This window comes from Mycobacterium sp. IDUB_39 (assembly GCF_055419205.1).
Genome location: NZ_JBVAXF010000006.1, coordinates 101,350 through 117,579 on the forward strand (window position 1 = coordinate 101,350; position 16,230 = coordinate 117,579).

Genomic DNA, 16,230 nt, shown 5'->3' on the forward strand with positions numbered 1-16,230 from the left:
GCGTGACCGAGTCGCGGATTCCGCGGCCGCGGGCCAGCGCGGTGTTGGCGTTGGCATTGCCCGGCCGAACAGTGACTCTGACCGGATAGGCATCCGCACAGCTCCCCTGTCATCCGTGCACTAGATCGGATCGAACGCGGAGATCAGCCACCGACCGTAGATCCGGTCAAGATTGATCCTGACGCTTGACGCGGTGTTGGTGGGCGGATCATCACCGATGGTGATCGTCTGGTTTACGAACGCCAGAACGACCGCATGATTGTCATTGACCGACACTGAAGCCGCCGCAGATACGTTGGCCATTGCCGAGATCTGCTTCTGCTTTGCCCCAGGTATCACCACATCGCGGGTGAGCGAGGTATATGAGTCCCTGAAGTCGCCGGTCAACCGGTCGCGTGCGGCGTTGAGGTCCCTCTCGGCGGTGTCGGGTTGATAGGACAATACCGCGATCGTTCCTTCCGTGGCCGCTTGGACGGATTCGTCACGGGCGACGGCCAATTCGTGCGCCGACGAATCGATCCACTTCAAGTAGCTGGCACCGATTGCCAGCAGTAGTGCCAGGGCCGGAACGCAATAGGTAACCCATCGACCCGAGACGAATCGGCGCAGCCGCAGTTGGCTACCCTGGGTCTTCGGATCACCGTGTGTTTCGCGATCGGCTTCCGCGCAGGGATCGTCGGCCTCTGCTGCGATGTCGTGTAATGCCGTCATGGTACAAATCCGACGTTGGAGATCTTTGCGCCGTCACTGACCTTTTGCACGGTGATCCGCATCCGCCATTGACGCGGCTGCTGGTCTGGGGAGCCGGCGGTGGACGTTTTCACGGCGACACCGACGAGCACCTGGGCCCGACCACCGTCGTCGGATTCCACGCCAGCCTCGGTGATGGTGCCCTGAGAAACGGCCTGGGCCTGGCGAACGACCTCGACGAAGGCCGTCGCACGCTGTTTGAAGTCCTCGTGAAATGTCCCCGTCGTGGAGTCGAGGATGCGTTGTACGTCCGCATCCGCCTCGGCGTGGTGGATCGTGGTCAGGTTCACCGCACCCTGACGCGCCACTTCCAGGAATATGGAGCGCAACCGCTCATCGTGATGGCCTTGGTACGCCTGATATCCCAGCCAGCCGCTCAACGCGCCCAATACCGCCACCGTGCTTAGGCCGAGGACGGTCGCGAGCCGTACCCCGGACCCGTGCGGGGCAGCGGTCACTTCATCATCTGATGCTTCGATGTTGTCGCTTGCCGGGGTCTGGGTGGGTACTTCCTGCGGTGGGGGGTAGTCGACCGTCTCGCTCAACTCGTCGACCGACGCTGACTCGCTCGCGGCGGCTCGGCCTTGGCGGCGACGGCGAATCCAACCGGTCAGCTTCCCGGTGGTATCAGCATGGACTGCCACGTCTTCTCCTCCAGAGGGTCCTGCGCCAGGTCTGATTGGGTGTACATCTGCCCGTCCGGGGCGACGTAGGTGCCGGTGGCAGGGTCGTACTCGGCGGTGGCCAGCGCCGGCACCGGTGGTGGGGGTGGTGGTGCATTCTGCTCGGGCGGGAGTTGGGGCACGGCCTGTCCGGAGAGCGTGGCGTTGGGGTCGCCCTTCCAGTTGTAGCCGTCGTTGAGTGGTACGTACTGTTCGTCGCTTTCGCACATCTTGACGGTGGGAGCGCGCTTGCCCGGCACCGCGACACAGGGGTAGTTTTTCGCGCCTCGGATGTTGAACGGCGAGTCTTGCGGTGTCCTGCAATACAGGTCGCCCTCTGGCCGGTCCGGGTAGTCGACCGAAACCGGGGTGCGCCGCTGTTGAGGGGGCAGGAACCCGGTGCCGCACGTCGGCGGTAGGTTAAGGTTCAGCGCCAGACTCTGATATAGGCCGCGATAGCCGCTCTTGATGTCTGCGTCGGCCATCATCGCTCCCTGCGACCCCTCGACGAAGGGCGGCAGCAGAACAAGCAATTGCTCAAGGGACGGTTGATATGTGACGGCAACTTGTCCCACCGAGACGAGGTTGGCCAGTAGCACGGGTAGAGTCGGCCGAATCCGGTCGAACAGCGCCCGCCCCTCCTCGGCGGCGGGGCCGGCCTTCTGCAGCACACCGGCCAGCTCGGCGTCGCGGTCCCGGAACTGATCGGCGATGTCGGCCACATGTGCCGACCAGGCCTGGATGTCATCGGACGTGTCGACCTGGGTGTCCAGGACCGGAGCCGACCCGTTGATGAGGGTGACCAGTGATTCGAGGTTCTTGCGGGAGTCGATGGCCAGGCGAGTGGACCCATCGACGATTCGGGACATCTCCGGCCCCATACCGCCGAAGGCGCGGTAACTTTCGTCCACGACGGTGGAGAGGTTCTGATGCGGAATAGCCTCAAGTCCGCGATTTGTGCTGTCCAGCAGAGTGTTTACGTCGGGAGGTACCGATGTGCGGTCCCGGGGTATGACGTCTCCGTCGCGAAGAGGCGGTGAATCACTGCGTGGTGTCAGGGCCACGTACTGCTCGCCGATGGCGGTGACGCTGTGCACGGCGGCGTCGAGGTCGGCGGGGACTTCAATGTCCGAGCGCAGCGACAGGACCGCCTCGACGCCCGCACCGTTGAGTCGCAGGTCGGTTACCCGACCGATTTCGGTGCCGCGGTACAAGACGTTTCCGCTCTTGTACAGCCCCGCAGCTTCCGGCAGCTCGACAATCACGGTGTAGCGGCCAACGCCGAACCACGTTGCAGGAGCGTTCAGATATCCGAAGCCCAAGATTCCGAAGGCCCCGAGCGCCACAACGGCGAAGAGTGCCAGCTGGATCCGGATCCGCGTCGTCAGATGCATTTAGGGACCTTGATTGTGCTGGTAGGGAGCGAGCAGCGGATTGGCGGCGGTGTACGGGCTTGGCAATTGTCCGATGGTCCGACCCCACTGGAGCTCCAGCTCGGTCAGATCGCCTTCCCACCGAGTGCCGGTGAGCAGTCCGGAATCGAGGCGGCTCAACGTCAGGTCGATCACCATCGTCAGATTTCCGTAGTCACCGCGGAACCACTTGGCGAGGTTCTCCTTCGGCCAGATGGTGCTGAACAAACTCGCCGAACGGGTGAGTGAGGGACCCGCATTGGCCAAAGCTTCGAACACCGGGCCGAGGTCGTTGAACTCCTTGACCAGATTGTCCTTGCTCTTGTTGAGAGTGTCGGTGGTGAGGGCGCTGAGCTGACCGAACTCGTCGAGGGCATTCGCCATGTTCGCGCGCTGGTCCTTGAGCACTGTCAGTGCGCGCGGGATGGTGCGCAGGGCCTCGTCGAAAGTGGGCTTCTGCTCGGCGAACTGGCTGGCGAGGCGGTTCATGCTGTCGCTGGCGTCGATGATGTCGTCACGTTGCACATTGAGCTGGTTGGTGAACAGGTCGATCTGCTCGTTGAACCCGCGCAGGTCCTGTTCGCGGCCGCGCAGCGCCGTGCTGAACGTGGCGGTGATGTCCTGGATCTGGCCGATCCCGCCACCGTTGAACAGAAGCGACATGGAGGCCAGCGTCTGCTCGGTTGTGGGGTAGGCGCGGGTGTTGGACAGCGGGATCAGTGAGCCCTCGTGCAGCCTGCCCGCCGGCGCGGTCGTGGTTGGCGGGGCGAGTTCGATGTGCAGTGTGCCGAACAGGCTTGTTTGACCGACCGTGGCAGTGGTGTTGGCAGGCAGCGTCACATCGCCGTCGAGCCTGATAGTCACCAAGGCATGCCAACCTTGCCGCTCGATTTTGACGACGTTGCCGACGGTCACGTCACCGACGCGGACCCGCGAGTTGGGCTGGATATTGGACACGTCCGGCAACTGGGCGGTCACGGTGTACGCCCCGGGACCGCCGCCTGCGGTACCGGGCAGGGGCAGAGAATTCAGGCCACGCCACTCGCAGCCGGACATGCCGGCGGCCAGCACGACCGCTGTCACGGTAGCGGTCAGCCGCCGAAAGCCTCTCACTGTCCACCACCCGGCGGAACCATAAGACCGGGTAGGCCCGCGGCCGGGTCGGTGCTCACCGCAGCTTCTGCGGCCAGCGGGGCACCGGCCGAGGGCTGGTCGGCCGGCGCCGGCGGCAGCGCTTCAGGCTGGTAGTCGGGCCGCATCCAGTCCTCGCTGTAGGTGATCTCGTTGGGCCGGGCCTTCGCGCCGGTGACTGGGATAGGTGCAGTGAGGCCGATGGTGGTACCGATCGGCGGAAAGTTGTACTGGCGGTTCTTGAGGATGGGCGCCAGGTATTGCACGCACAGCTTTGCCGCCTGTTCGGCGCCGAGTCGGGATGCCGCCTGCACACCACCGCAGATGAAGTTGATCGGGTTGGCGAAGTTGTTGACTGCCAGAACTGCGGCCGTCCCGCCCAGCGCCGGGTAGTAAATGCTGTTGAGGTTGCCCAACACATTGGGTGCCAGGTGCAGGGTCTGCTTGATGTCGTCGAGGCTCTCGACCAGGGCGGTGGAGATCGAACTGAACTTGTCGGTCGCAATGCCGATCGGCTCTTTGTGTTCGGCGACGAAGTCTTGGATATCGGCGGCGACCGCGTCGATATCGGCAATGGCCTGCCCGACTTCGCCGGGGTCGTTGGCCAGCACCCGTGTCACGGCTGCGAAATTCGTATTGAGTTCTCGCATCAGGACAGTGCTCGATTGCAGTGCGGAGACCAGCACCGAGAGATCCTTCACCGTGGTGAAGATGTCATCGCTGTGGTCACCGAACGCGGAAACCGCTTGCGACAGTTCGATGATTGCCGTGCGGATCTGATCGCCCTGTCCGCGCAGATTGTCCGCCGCAGTGTTGATGAATGCGCCCAGCGGGCTGGTCTGGCCCGGTTCGGTCGGTTCGAGGCTGTCACTGAGCTTCTGCAGTTGCTCGCGTAGATCGTCGTACTCGACCGGAACAGCGGTGCGCTCGCGAGGGATGACGGCGTTGTCGCCGAGCGTCGGACCGCCGGTGTACGCCGGCGTGAGTTGAATAGATCGCGACGTCACCAGCTGGGGGGAGATGATCACGGCGTGAACATCGGCGGGGATGTTGTACTTTCGGTCCACGGTGAAGGTGACCCGTGCGTGCTGCGGTTGCGGCTCGATCGTTTCGACCTTGCCGACCGTCACGCCGAGGATCAACACGTCGTCCCCGGGATAGATCCCTGTGGTGCTGTCGAAGTACGCCACCACTTGGGTACGGAGCGTTGACCTCCACAGTGATCGGGACGCTACCCCGATGCCGGCTGCGAGTACGACTGTCAGCACAACCGCCATTGCGATGGTGAGCTTACGAGACCGCCTCACTGCGCTCCTCCTGTCGGTGCCGGGCTGACCGGCGGTGCTTCACCGGGGGCAGGCACGAACACCGGAGTCGGTCCGGGAGGTGGTTCGACGTTGGCCGGTGGACCCGGCGGTGGACCGCCCGGGGGCGGCGCCGGAAGTGGTTCGCGGTATGGGTACCGGGGGTCCCCTGGGTTGCCGGTGATCGCGTCGGGCAGGTTCAGGTGGGGTTCACCACCTTGACCGGTGCGCGGGTAGGGCACCGGGAGCGCCGGTGTGGCGGCTTGGCCGGTTTGAGGATCGTGCAGTTGCGAGGGCAGCAACACGTTGGGGTCCAGGCCCAAATCGGAGAACGCCGCGTCGACGAACGGCTGGGTGAACTGTCCCGGCAGGAGGTTGGCGATGTACGGCTTGAAGAATGGTCCCGCAGAGACACTTTCACCGAGCGACAGCATGAAGGGGTTGAGTATCTTGATGGACTCCTGCAGCTTGTCCTTGCGGTTGTCCAGCAGCGTCAGGACGGCGTTGAGTCTGTCCAGTGACGGCTTCAGCGTAGCGCGGTTGTCGGTGATGAAGCCGGTCAGTTGTTCAGCCACTGCAGACACAGTCCCCGAGATGGCGTCCAATGCCGCACTCTCGCTGTGTAGCTCGGCCAGCAGCGCGCTGGAGTCCTCAATGAGACTGACGACATGATCGGTGCGGTTGGCCAACACGTGGGTGGCGGTCCGGGCGTTGGCGAGTAGGTCTCGCAATTGTTGGTCGCGGTCGCCGAGCGTCTTCGAGAAGCGTGCCACGCCGTCTACTGCTGCCTGCAAGTCGGGTGGGGTGTTGGCGAACTCGTTGGCCAACGTTGACAGTGACGCGTTCAACTCATTGGTGTTGAGGTTGGTGATGGTCGTCGACAGGTCACCCAGTGCGTCCGGCAGCTGGTACGCGGGCCTGGTCCGTTCGACGGGGATCGTCATGGTGAGCGGCTTTTCGCCCAGCGGGCTCACCTCGAGGACCTTCAGCCCAAGCAGACTGTTGGTCTTGACCGCCGCTTCTGTCCGGTCACCGAGATTGAGATTCTCGCCGAGATCGAAGGTGACCAGCACCCGGTCGCCGTCGAGGTCGATACCAGTTACTTTTCCCACAGTCGAGCCGGCCACCTGTACGTCGGCGCCGTCCTGCAGACCGCCGGCGTCGGTGAAATAGGCCGAGTACTGTTCTCCGCCTGAGAAGGACGGCAATTTGTCGTATTGCAACGCCGCCAGTGCAACTCCAGCGGTGACGCCGATGCCGACCGCGCCGATGACGACCAGGTTGCGTTCGAGGAGAGGTTTCATTGAGGTGTGCACCGTCCCGAATCTTGACCGGCCAGTTTCACATAGACCGGCTGGCCGCCTTTGCCGTTGACCTTGAGGACGAGCTCGCAGAGGTAGAAGGCGAAGAAGTCACCGTAGAGCCCCTGACGCCCAAGGACCCGGTACGCGTCTGGCAAGGTGGCCAACAGGTTGTCGACGTACTCATGGTCTGCCAACACGATGCTGTTCGCCCGGTCGGACTGTGCGACCGTATTCACGAACGGCTGGCGGATTCGTTGCAGGAGTTCGGTGACCGATGCGGCTGCGGCATTGGAGTGGGCAACGGAGTTGCTGATATCGGTCTTGCGGATGGCCAAGCCATCCACGAGTTGTGACAGCGAAGTAACTGCCTCGTCGAAGTGTTCACTCTGACCGGCCAGCGATCCGAGCACCGTGTTCAGGTTCGTAATGACCTCTCCGACAAGCTGATCGCGGTCGGCCAGTGAAGACGTCAGCTGCCCGGTCTGCGCCAGGAAGGAGTTGATCGTGGCGCCCTGATCCTGGAAGACCTGAACCAGCTGACTGCTCAATGCGTTTACCTGATCGGGATTCAACGCCTTGAACAATGGCCTGAACCCGCCGATGAGCGCATCGAGGTCGAGCGCGGGCTGGGTGCGCTGCAGCGGGATGGTCCCCCCCGGGCCGAGCGGGCGTAGACCGCCTGGGCCCTCTTGCAGTTCCAGATACCGGTCGCCGATCAGGTTGTCGTAGCGGATGAGAGCCCTTGTGCCGTCGGTTATCAGCACCGAATCGTCGGCTGTGAACGCGACGGTCGCGGTGCCGCCGTCGGTGACCGAGATGCGGTCCACCTTGCCCACTTCGACACCGGCAACCCGGACGAACTCACCCGCTTTCAGTCCACTCACGTTCACGAACTCAGCCTCGTAGGTGTTCGAGGACGTGAATCTCAGCTGGGCGAACACCATGACGAGGGCGAACGTTCCCGCCGCGCACGCGGCAGTGAACAGCCCTAGGCGCGCTGCCACGCCCGGCAGGTCACTTCTCATCGTCAGGTCCTTTGCGTTGCGGTGTCGATCACGGGTGGGGTGGTGGCATGGCTGGCCCGGGGGTGCCAGTTCCGTAGGGTGGTGGCGGATTCGGCACTCCGGGCACCGGCGGCGGTGGTATCCCCGGTGGAGGCGGCGCCCACAACGGGGCTCCGTCGGGTCCGAATAGCGGGCCGCCGTAAGGCGGGGCGCCTGGATAGGGCACCGGACCGATCGCAGGCGGCCCCATACCGCGGATACTCGGCGGTTCGGGCACGGCGCGGGTGACCGGCAAGAAGTTCACCCACCATGGGTGCGCAATGCCAGGATTGGGGCGGATATCCAAACCAGTGCCGTAGCCGATGTCCGTGACGAGATGGCGCACCGGCCAGTTCTTCGAGACGTCGGGCAATGACCCACAGCTGGGCTTGCCGCCGCCGCCGCCGGTAGCCGCTACCTTCGGCAAGTGGTTCGGATAGCGGTACGGATCGGCGGCCCATGTCATACCGATGTCGAGCACTATCGACTTGCCATTGCCGCCCGCCGCGTCGTACATGCCGCGGTCCAGCGCCACCTTGGCGCCCTGCAACAGGCAGGTGTACTCCGGGCTGTACTTCAAGAGCAGAGCGGTGGTGGGTTCGAGGATGTTGACCGCGTCCGGGAAGCTCTCCCGGGTGGCGCCTAGCACGTCGATGCCGGCGTGCGCGAAGCCCATCGTGCTGAGCAGCAGACTGTCCAGGCCATCAGCGTGGTCGGCGACCGTCGTGCTTGTGATGCTTGACGCCTCGAGCGCCGCCAGGATATTCGGTGCTGCTTCGGCATAGGTGTCAGCGAAAGCCTTCAGCGACTGCCAATCCCGCTGTGCGGCCGGCATGAGCGGGTTGACCGCCTGCAGCACCTCATTGGATGCCGTGATGGCTTCGCCGATGCGTTCACCGCGACCTCGAAATGCCTCGGACCATGCGGTGAGCACTGCGTTCAGTTTCGCCGGGTCGATGTGATCGAGCAGGTCGACCAGGTTGTCGAACACGGTGTTGACTTCGGTGCTGACGTTGCGTGAGATCAGCACCGCGCCGGCGGCCAATCGCTTGCTGCTGGGATTGTCGGGGTAGACCAAGTCGACGTATTTTGCGCCGAAGACCGTGGTGGAGCGGATCTGTGCTTCGACGTTGGCCGGGATGTGGCCGATCTGATCCGGGAAAAGCTGGAGCTGGAGGCTAACTGGCTGTCCGTCGCCCTTGATGTCGGCGACGCGGCCCACCTCTACGCCGCGCAACTTGACCTTGGCGCCCGGCTCCATGACCAAACCGGACCGCTCGGAGGTCAGGGCCACCGGCACGAACTTGCGGAATGTGCCTGCGAAGAAGGACCAACAGACGAACACGATCAGCGCGAGCACCGCGCACAAAGCGATTGACCACCACGCTGGGCGCACTTGGCGCCGACTCTGCGACTGATTCACCGGCTAGCCCGAGAAGTTGAAGTCGCCGGACTGGCCGTAGATCGCCAGTGAAACGAACATTGTCATCACGGTCGCCGCGATCAGCGAAGCGCGCACCGACCGACCCACCGCTTCACCGACACCGGCCGGGCCGCCGGCAGCGTTGAACCCGTAGTAGGTGTGCACGAGCATGATGACGATTGCCATGGTGACGGCCAACAGAAACGACCAGATCACGCTGTTGGGATTGAGAAACGTATAAAAGTAGTGGTCGTAGACGCCGACAGATTGGCCATAGAACACCGTTGTGCCCACCTTGGCCGCGACGAACGCACTCATCAGCGCGATGCAGTACAGCGGGACCACCACGATGACCCCCGCAATCAGCCGCGTGGAGGCCAAATAGGAAACCGAACGCACGCCCATCACCTCCAAGGCATCAATCTCTTCATTGATTCGCATCGCGCCGAGTTGGGCGGTCGCGCCGGCACCGATAGTGGCGGCCAGGGCTATCCCGGCGATCAGCGGCCCGATCAAACGCACGTTGAAGAAGGCCGAGATGAACCCCGTCAGTGCCTCGACCCCCACTTGGGACAGCTGGTTGTATCCGATCACCGCGACAAGGGCGCCCACTGAGACGGTGAGAAAGCTGACGATGACCACCGTCCCGCCGATCACGGCGAGTGCCCCGATCCCGAATCCCATCTGGGCGATGAGCCGCAAGATCTCTGTGGGGTAGTGCAGTACGGCGATGCCCGTTGAACGCAGCGTGTTTCCGTAAAACAGCGTCTGCAAACCCAGACGGTCCAGACCTGCCGCCCATCGGGATAGGCGGCGCTGCAGGCGGAACGGGGGAGTCGCCGTCCTCAACTCAGTACCTCGATCCCGACAGCAGAAGCGATGATGTTGATGCCGAACAGGGCCATGAACGTGAAGACGACCGTTTCGTTGACCGCCAGCCCCACTCCGGCGGGGCCGCCACCCACCGACAGACCCTTGTAACAGGCGATGAGACCGGCGCACAGGCCGAACAACGCGGCCTTGATCAAGGCAACGGCGACATCGCCAACGCCGGTCAACAGGGTCATGCCCGCGGTGAAGGCGCCCGGAGTCACATTCTGGATGAAAACACCGAAGATGAAACTGCCGACCAAGCTGACCAGGATCACCGCCGACGACAGCATCACCGCGACAAAGGACGCAGCTAGCACCCGCGGAAGGACCAGTGCTTGCAACGGGTTGATTCCCATCACCCGCATCGCGTCGATCTCGTCGCGTATCGTCCGCGCTCCGAGATCCGCACACATTGCCGTCGCGCCGGCACCGGCGACCACGAGTACGGTCACCGTTGGGCCGATCTGGGTGACCGCACCGTATGCCGCACCTGTGCCGGAGAAGTCCGCAGCGCCGAACTCGGTGAGCAGGATATTGAACGTGAACACCAGAAGCACCGAAAAGGGTATGGCGAGAAGCAATGTCGGCAGCAACGACACCCGCGCGACAAACCACGACTGCCGCAGGAACTCCTGCCAGGCAAACGGCCTGTGGGGTAGTAGCATCAGTGTGTCGATCGACATTGCGAAGAACCCGCCTACTCCTCGCAACGGCCGAGCCAGGATCGGGGTCAGCGCTGCCATGGGAACCTCGCTGTTCCGATCGCCCGCTGTCTGGCTCGGCGGCTCATCGCTCTCCTTGGGTAACCCGCTCTGCGGTTGACTGCGATCGACTGTTGTGATCGCGACCACCGGGCGGGGGTGCGGTGAACGCGATCACCAACAGAGGGAACTCCTTTGCGCCATGCTTTGTCGCGCACCTGTGCCGCACAGTGGCACGGCTCTTTTCAGCGAGTGTCAACGCCTTTGCCGGCCTGACCCGACGAGTTCGCCGATCGGTCTGACGGCGAAGCTGTTACCCGGCTGTGGAATCGTCTCGGGCTACGTCTCGCAGAATGGCGAGCACGTGGGCTATGAGCGGGGACTTTGCCCGCGGTGCATAGGCGGCCACCAGATCGATCCCGAGCCGGTCTGGAACGAGTGGTCGATAGCAGACCCCGGCGACGTCTAGCGCAGCCGTCGGCGCCGGGACGATCGCAACCCCGAGTCCCGCAGCGACAAGCGTGACGAGTGTTGAGGTCTCCTCGACCTCGTCACGCACTCGCGGCACGAAGCCCGCATCGGTACACAATGAACTCAACACCCCACTCATCGCAGAACGGCCATGGCCGGCGTGCGCTACGAACAGCTCATGCCTCAAATCCGTCACGCGCAGTTCGGAGTTCGCCGCCACCGGGTGGCCTTCGGGCAGTGCTACCAAGAATCGATCTCGGCGGACCTTCTCCACGACGAGGCCGGGCTGTTCGACAGGCGGCCGCAGCAGGGCGAGATCGATCTCGCCGGCGAGCACGGCTTCCACCTGGGCCGGTGCGAGCATCTCACCGCGAATGCGCACGTCGACCGCTGGCAGGCCTTCGCGCAGCGCGCGCACCAGCTTTGGGAGAAGCGAATACGTCGCCGACCCGACACAACCGATCGCTATGCGGCCTTCCGTGCCGCCGGCGATGCGCTGCGCCTGCGCGGCCGCGTCATCCACGGCGTCGAGGATAGAGATCACCCGGCTCAGATATGCGCGGCCGGCGGAGGTCAGCTCGACCCGCCGGGTGCTGCGGACAAGAAGCTTCACTCCGAGTTCGCGCTCGAGCTGGCGAATCTGGTGCGACAGCGGAGGTTGCGCGATGTGCAATCGGTCGGCGGCGTGTCCGAAGTGCAGTTCCTCAGCGACCGCCCGAAAGTAGCGAAGATGACGGAGCTCCATGGATTCATACTTGCAGAGTCTCAGTCGCTATCAAATGGATACTTCCCGATATCAGTCAATCGGCTTACGTTGGTCTGCGGACCACATAGCGATCGGATACCGGGAGAAGTCGTGACCCTGAACAAGGTGGTGGCGTCGGCTGCCGCGGCAGTCGCTGACATGCCCGATGGCGCCAGCCTCGCCGTCGGTGGGTTCGGCCTCGCGGGAATCCCATGGTTCCTTATCGAGGCGTTGCTCGAGCAAGGCGCCGCAGACCTCACTGTCGTGTCCAACAACTGCGGCGTCGACGGCGCCGGACTGGGCCTGCTGCTCGAAGCGCACCGGATCACCCGAGTCATCGCCTCCTACCTGGGCGACAACAAGGAGTTCGCGCGGCAGTACCTCGCCGGCGAGTTGACCGTGGAGCTCACTCCACAGGGGACCCTCGCAGAGCGGATGCGCGCCGGCGGCAGTGGGATTGGGGCCTTCTTCACGCCAACCGGCGTGGGCACCCTTGTCGCGGAGGGCGGACTGCCGTGGCGCTACCTGCCCGGCGGTGAGGTGGCGACGGCCTCGCCTGCGAAGGAAGTTCGCAGCTTCGGCGGCAAGGAAATGGTGCTCGAAGAAGCGATCGTCACCGACTATGCGCTCATTCGCGCCGCCGTTGCGGACAAGGCCGGCAACTGTCGATTCCATGCCGCGGCACGCAATTTCAATCCGCTCGCTGCGATGTCCGGACGGGTCACCATCGTTGAGGCCGAGCGTGTGGTGGAAGTCGGCGCGTTGCATCCCGACGAGGTTCACCTTCCGGGGATATTCGTTCAGCGCATCGTCGAACTGACCCCAGAACAAGCCGCGCGCAAGCGCATCGAGCGGCGCATCACGCGACAGCGAGAGGGCGCGCAATGAGCTGGACACGTGGTGAGATGGCTGCACGGGCCGCCCGAGAGCTCAACGCCGGCGACTATGTCAATCTCGGCATCGGTCTGCCCACCTTGATCCCCGACTACGTGCCCGAGGGCTCCGATGTCGTTCTGCACGCCGAAAACGGCATCCTCGGGGTGGGACCGTTCCCGGACGAGGAGGACGTCGACCCCGATCTGATCAATGCTGGGAAGCAGACGGTCTCGGTGAATCCCGGCGCCTCCTATTTCGACTCGGCCACCAGCTTCGCCATGATCCGCGGCGGCCATGTCGACGTCGCGGTGCTGGGCGCGATGCAGGTCGCTGTGAGTGGTGACTTGGCCAACTGGATGGTCCCCGGAGCTTTGGTCAAAGGCATGGGCGGGGCCATGGATTTGGTCAACGGCGCCAACCGGGTGATTGTGCTGACAGACCACACCACCAAGTCCGGTGCGGCAAAGCTGGTCACCACGTGTGACTTGCCGCTGACCGGCCGCGGTGTGGTCAGTCGCGTGATCACCGAGCTGGGCGTGTTCGACGCTGATGGCGCAGCATTCCAGATCGTGGAATTGGCGCCCGGCGTGGACTATGGCGACGTGGTCGCCAGGACGGCCGCGCCGGTATCCGATTCCGCGTTGAACTGATCTGCTCGCGGGTGATCGGCCTCCGATACATGTTGGCGTCGTCGTCGTCGCCGCCGCCGGCCAGTGCCACGGGCACAATCGGGTAGTCGCTCTCCACCGATACGCGGGCGAATCCGGCGCGGCCCTGCCAGCGCACCAGGACGTTGCGGAGACTGTATAACAGGAACTAGTTCGCCTACACATGCTAGTGATGTGAGAAGCTCATCTGAGCTTCGCGGCGAAATCCTGAAAGCCGCACTCGAATTCGCGCAGTACGGATTGGCGGGTGCGCGGATCGACCGCATAGCCCGGGTTGCCCACGCCAGCAAGGAGCGCCCCTACGCGCACTTCGGCGACAGGGAGACACTCATTCGTGAGGTCTCTGCCGCTGATGGTGCTGAGTTCTTCCGCGCGGTGACGCTGCGCCCGGACATGGTGCCTGAATTCGTCGGCGAGATCTCGATCTGGCGTGCCGCCGACCCGAGCACCTCCGCATGATCAGCTGGGCGCAGCTCGAGGGGTTCAGGCCGACCAGTTCAGAATGGACACGGGCAGCTCCCGCCCGGAGGCCGCTTGTCAGCGGACGGACTTGTCTTGGCCCGCCAGGTAACTGGGTGGCAGGGCGATGAACAGATCGTCACCGACACGGGCCACCGGATGCACGGCCACCGCCACCGCGGCCGGCGGCGACAATGGCGCGCCGGTCCTCAGACAGAACTTCGCCATATGCAGGCTGCACTCCACCGTGCAGTCCTCAACCCAGCCGTCGGCGAGTGAGTAGGTCTCATGTGTACACGTGTCATCGATACAGAAGACCTCGTCAGCCGCCGCGAACAGGGAGACCGGGGGCGTGGTGTCGATCCGGTAGCCCCCATCCTCCGGGATATCGGAGGATGTACAGGCGCGTACCCACTGCTTATCCGCAATAGCAGGAAAATTGTCGATTTCGAATTCAGTCATTTCAACTCACAGGAAGATGCTTAGGCTGGGACTCAGCAGCGTGCTCTGCTCCAACACGGCCTTGCGCGAGGCGATCGCATACGGGTAGCCGCTCGACGCCGCGTCGACTGGGCGCAGCACATCGAATCGTTCGCCGACGAACCAGTCCTGATGCCGCTCCAGCCGACTGCGGTACACGTAAAAGTTGGACGCGACCTCCAGTTCGTCAGAGTCGTTCCGACGGCTGATGCGGACGTTGGTGATCAAGCGGCGCGTACGTGACCGCGGTTCCTCCGACCATGAGATTCCCGAACTGTAGCGACGCGCGCGGCCCCGCAGGTAGAACTTGTCGTCATCAATGATGGCCGCTTCGTTCTCACCGGCGATCTCGCGGCTGAGTTCCCGATTCGCCATCGTCATCCGCGTGGGAACCCAGTAGTGGGTGTCCTCGGTGAACAGTTCCGCCCACTCCAAATAGCGGTGCTGATCAAGGAGTTCGGCCTCCGCGTAGAGAAACTGCTCGACGTCGTACTGAGTCTGAACACCGGTAGTCCGGAACGCGGGCTTGGCCGCCTCCTTGCTCTCGGATCCAGTCATGCGGTCACATCCTTTTCACTGTGCACGATTTGGGCATACACCTCGTCGGATTGCTGGATGTCTGTCCACGCCTTTCCTGCGAGCAGATCGGCCCAGCGCCGGTAGAAGCCACGGGCGGCGGTCTCAGCGTAGATATCGTTGGACAATCCCGGTAGGCCGTGGGAATCCCGTTCCTCGAATCCCAGCCCCATGGCGGTGTGGAACCGGTTCTGCCGGGCCTTGAAGCCACGCAGTACCGCCTGTATCTCCGTCCAGTTCTCTCCGTCGTCGGTCTCGAATGCGCCGGCGGGACTGAACGTTCGCTGGGTCAACCGCCGGATCTCTGCCTTCACTGTCGGAGGCGCGTCCTTAGGCAAGTAGGTCCACGCCCACACCTCAATCTGGCCGGGGCCACGTGGATGCCATACCCGAATTGTGGAATGCGCTCCAAGCCAAGAGAAATTGGGAAAGATCGTGTTGTGGGTGAAGCTGACCTTGCTCACCCGGTCGGCGCCAAGGCGACGGACCATCTCATCCTCACGGCTCTTCAGCCACTCGTACATGGTGTCGGTCGATTCCGCCATCTTCACAACCGGCTCGGGCAGGAAGAAGCCTCCGGAGCCGTGGCCATTGCCGGCGAACTGACGCCCGGGAATCTTCGGGTCGCTCAGTGGATTCGGCGGATTGGGGTCGTCGATCAAGGCCAGTAGGGCCGAGGCGTGCGACACCGGTGCGTGATACATGTCGCTGGCGAACTGCTCAGCGGCGAACTTCCAGTTGCAGTCGATGACCCACTTGGTGGCGCCGCTGACGAACTCGAGGCCGCCATCGAATCGGTCAGCGAGAGCGTCGAAGTAGTAGGCCATCTCGCCGAGGTAGTTCTCGAAATCCGGCGTTTCCTCCGACCAGGTGCCGAAGTGGAAGCCCCGGTAATTGGCCACCCGCGGGACCTTGAGGGCGCTCCATTGGCTCTTATCGATCTGGTTGTGGTAGGCGCGGTCCTCGAAGGGCACGTTGATCAGGTTGCCCTCGAGGTCGTAAGCCCAGCCGTGATATGTACAGGTGAATGTCTTGCTCGTACCCGCGTCCGAGCGACAGATCCGCATCCCACGATGCCGGCACTGGTTCAGGAACGCCTTGACTGACCCGTCGCGCTGCCTAACGACGAGCACCGGGTCCTCGCCCATGTAGGTCTGAACGAAACTGCCCGTCTTGGGCAACTGAGAATCGTGGGCCAGGAACAGCCAGCTCCTACCGAAGACGTTCTCGAGTTCACGCTCGTATATCTCCGGGTCGGTGTATATCCGTGGGCTGGTCCAACCTGTCTCGGGGTCGACAAGTTCGGTGAAATCGATCATGGTCACTCCTAACCTGCACGAGGTTTGGTCGGG

The 16,230-nt window shown here is 63.5% G+C and carries 16 protein-coding genes and 1 pseudogene; 3 read left to right on the top strand and 14 right to left on the bottom strand.

What is annotated here, in order from left to right; genetic code table 11:
* Positions 1-120 precede the first annotated feature (120 nt).
* The 11 genes from ACZY0X_RS22360 to ACZY0X_RS22410 all read right to left on the bottom strand — a co-directional run bounded on the left by ACZY0X_RS22360 (position 121) and on the right by ACZY0X_RS22410 (position 11,819).
* Entirely contained in the window at positions 121-711 is a 591-nt protein-coding gene (locus ACZY0X_RS22360; RefSeq protein WP_463773532.1) for a hypothetical protein, read from the bottom strand.
* Positions 708-1,394, bottom strand: coding sequence for a hypothetical protein (locus ACZY0X_RS22365; RefSeq protein WP_463773533.1), 687 nt, complete (start codon positions 1,392-1,394; stop codon positions 708-710). Before ACZY0X_RS22365 ends, ACZY0X_RS22360 begins: the two co-directional genes overlap by 4 nt.
* Positions 1,361-2,806 carry an MCE family protein gene (locus ACZY0X_RS22370; RefSeq protein ID WP_463773535.1) on the bottom strand — a complete coding sequence of 482 codons (1,446 nt, stop codon included), beginning with the start codon at positions 2,804-2,806 and terminating at the stop codon, positions 1,361-1,363. The genes ACZY0X_RS22365 and ACZY0X_RS22370 overlap by 34 nt, the downstream gene beginning before the upstream one ends.
* A complete protein-coding gene (locus tag ACZY0X_RS22375; RefSeq protein WP_463773537.1) occupies positions 2,807-3,907 on the bottom strand; it encodes an MCE family protein in 1,101 nt (366 codons plus the stop codon).
* Between the two features lie 26 nt (positions 3,908-3,933).
* A complete protein-coding gene (locus tag ACZY0X_RS22380; protein ID WP_463773538.1) occupies positions 3,934-5,262 on the bottom strand; it encodes an MCE family protein in 1,329 nt (442 codons plus the stop codon).
* Complete coding sequence (locus ACZY0X_RS22385; RefSeq protein WP_463773539.1) at positions 5,259-6,563, bottom strand: MCE family protein; 1,305 nt, start codon at positions 6,561-6,563, stop codon at positions 5,259-5,261. The genes ACZY0X_RS22380 and ACZY0X_RS22385 overlap by 4 nt, the downstream gene beginning before the upstream one ends.
* Positions 6,560-7,588, bottom strand: coding sequence for an MCE family protein (locus ACZY0X_RS22390; protein ID WP_463773541.1), 1,029 nt, complete (start codon positions 7,586-7,588; stop codon positions 6,560-6,562). The genes ACZY0X_RS22385 and ACZY0X_RS22390 overlap by 4 nt, the downstream gene beginning before the upstream one ends.
* Before the next feature lie 28 nt (positions 7,589-7,616).
* Entirely contained in the window at positions 7,617-9,002 is a 1,386-nt protein-coding gene (locus tag ACZY0X_RS22395; RefSeq protein WP_463773542.1) for an MCE family protein, read from the bottom strand.
* 30 nt (positions 9,003-9,032) lie between these two features.
* Entirely contained in the window at positions 9,033-9,878 is an 846-nt protein-coding gene (locus tag ACZY0X_RS22400) for an ABC transporter permease (protein WP_463773544.1), read from the bottom strand.
* A complete protein-coding gene (locus ACZY0X_RS22405) occupies positions 9,875-10,645 on the bottom strand; it encodes an MlaE family ABC transporter permease (RefSeq protein WP_463773545.1) in 771 nt (256 codons plus the stop codon). Before ACZY0X_RS22405 ends, ACZY0X_RS22400 begins: the two co-directional genes overlap by 4 nt.
* Before the next feature lie 271 nt (positions 10,646-10,916).
* Positions 10,917-11,819, bottom strand: coding sequence for a LysR substrate-binding domain-containing protein (locus tag ACZY0X_RS22410; protein ID WP_463773547.1), 903 nt, complete (start codon positions 11,817-11,819; stop codon positions 10,917-10,919).
* 111 nt (positions 11,820-11,930) lie between these two features.
* On the opposite strand from ACZY0X_RS22410, the gene ACZY0X_RS22415 reads away from it, so the two are divergent.
* The 3 genes and pseudogenes from ACZY0X_RS22415 to ACZY0X_RS22425 all read left to right on the top strand — a co-directional run.
* Entirely contained in the window at positions 11,931-12,707 is a 777-nt protein-coding gene (locus ACZY0X_RS22415; RefSeq protein WP_463773548.1) for a CoA transferase subunit A, read from the top strand.
* Positions 12,704-13,345: a 3-oxoacid CoA-transferase subunit B gene (locus tag ACZY0X_RS22420; protein WP_463773550.1), complete on the top strand. Its 642-nt coding sequence runs from the start codon at positions 12,704-12,706 to the stop codon at positions 13,343-13,345. The genes ACZY0X_RS22415 and ACZY0X_RS22420 overlap by 4 nt, the downstream gene beginning before the upstream one ends.
* 192 nt (positions 13,346-13,537) lie before the next feature.
* Positions 13,538-13,845, top strand: a pseudogene (locus tag ACZY0X_RS22425) (TetR/AcrR family transcriptional regulator); the annotation flags it as partial.
* A gap of 55 nt (positions 13,846-13,900) precedes the next feature.
* Here the strand turns inward: ACZY0X_RS22425 and ACZY0X_RS22430 are convergent.
* From ACZY0X_RS22430 to ACZY0X_RS22440, 3 genes are read right to left on the bottom strand one after another with little or no spacing between them, the layout of a single operon-like run.
* Positions 13,901-14,284, bottom strand: a complete 384-nt coding sequence (locus ACZY0X_RS22430) for a bifunctional 3-phenylpropionate/cinnamic acid dioxygenase ferredoxin subunit (RefSeq protein WP_463773551.1) — start codon at positions 14,282-14,284, stop codon at positions 13,901-13,903.
* Between the two features lie 6 nt (positions 14,285-14,290).
* Entirely contained in the window at positions 14,291-14,860 is a 570-nt protein-coding gene (locus ACZY0X_RS22435; protein ID WP_463773552.1) for an aromatic-ring-hydroxylating dioxygenase subunit beta, read from the bottom strand.
* Entirely contained in the window at positions 14,857-16,197 is a 1,341-nt protein-coding gene (locus tag ACZY0X_RS22440) for an aromatic ring-hydroxylating dioxygenase subunit alpha (RefSeq protein ID WP_463773554.1), read from the bottom strand. The genes ACZY0X_RS22435 and ACZY0X_RS22440 overlap by 4 nt, the downstream gene beginning before the upstream one ends.
* Positions 16,198-16,230 lie beyond the last annotated feature (33 nt).

Coding starts and splice junctions, on each gene's coding strand:
- ACZY0X_RS22420 (WP_463773550.1), top strand. CDS start 12,704: ATGAGCTGGACACGTGGTGAGATGGCTGCACGGGCCGCCCGAGAGCTC.
- ACZY0X_RS22435 (WP_463773552.1), bottom strand. CDS start 14,860: ATGACTGGATCCGAGAGCAAGGAGGCGGCCAAGCCCGCGTTCCGGACT.
- ACZY0X_RS22390 (WP_463773541.1), bottom strand. CDS start 7,588: ATGAGAAGTGACCTGCCGGGCGTGGCAGCGCGCCTAGGGCTGTTCACT.
- ACZY0X_RS22360 (WP_463773532.1), bottom strand. CDS start 711: ATGACGGCATTACACGACATCGCAGCAGAGGCCGACGATCCCTGCGCG.
- ACZY0X_RS22440 (WP_463773554.1), bottom strand. CDS start 16,197: ATGATCGATTTCACCGAACTTGTCGACCCCGAGACAGGTTGGACCAGC.
- ACZY0X_RS22405 (WP_463773545.1), bottom strand. CDS start 10,645: ATGGCAGCGCTGACCCCGATCCTGGCTCGGCCGTTGCGAGGAGTAGGC.
- ACZY0X_RS22385 (WP_463773539.1), bottom strand. CDS start 6,563: ATGAAACCTCTCCTCGAACGCAACCTGGTCGTCATCGGCGCGGTCGGC.
- ACZY0X_RS22430 (WP_463773551.1), bottom strand. CDS start 14,284: ATGACTGAATTCGAAATCGACAATTTTCCTGCTATTGCGGATAAGCAG.
- ACZY0X_RS22370 (WP_463773535.1), bottom strand. CDS start 2,806: ATGCATCTGACGACGCGGATCCGGATCCAGCTGGCACTCTTCGCCGTT.
- ACZY0X_RS22410 (WP_463773547.1), bottom strand. CDS start 11,819: ATGGAGCTCCGTCATCTTCGCTACTTTCGGGCGGTCGCTGAGGAACTG.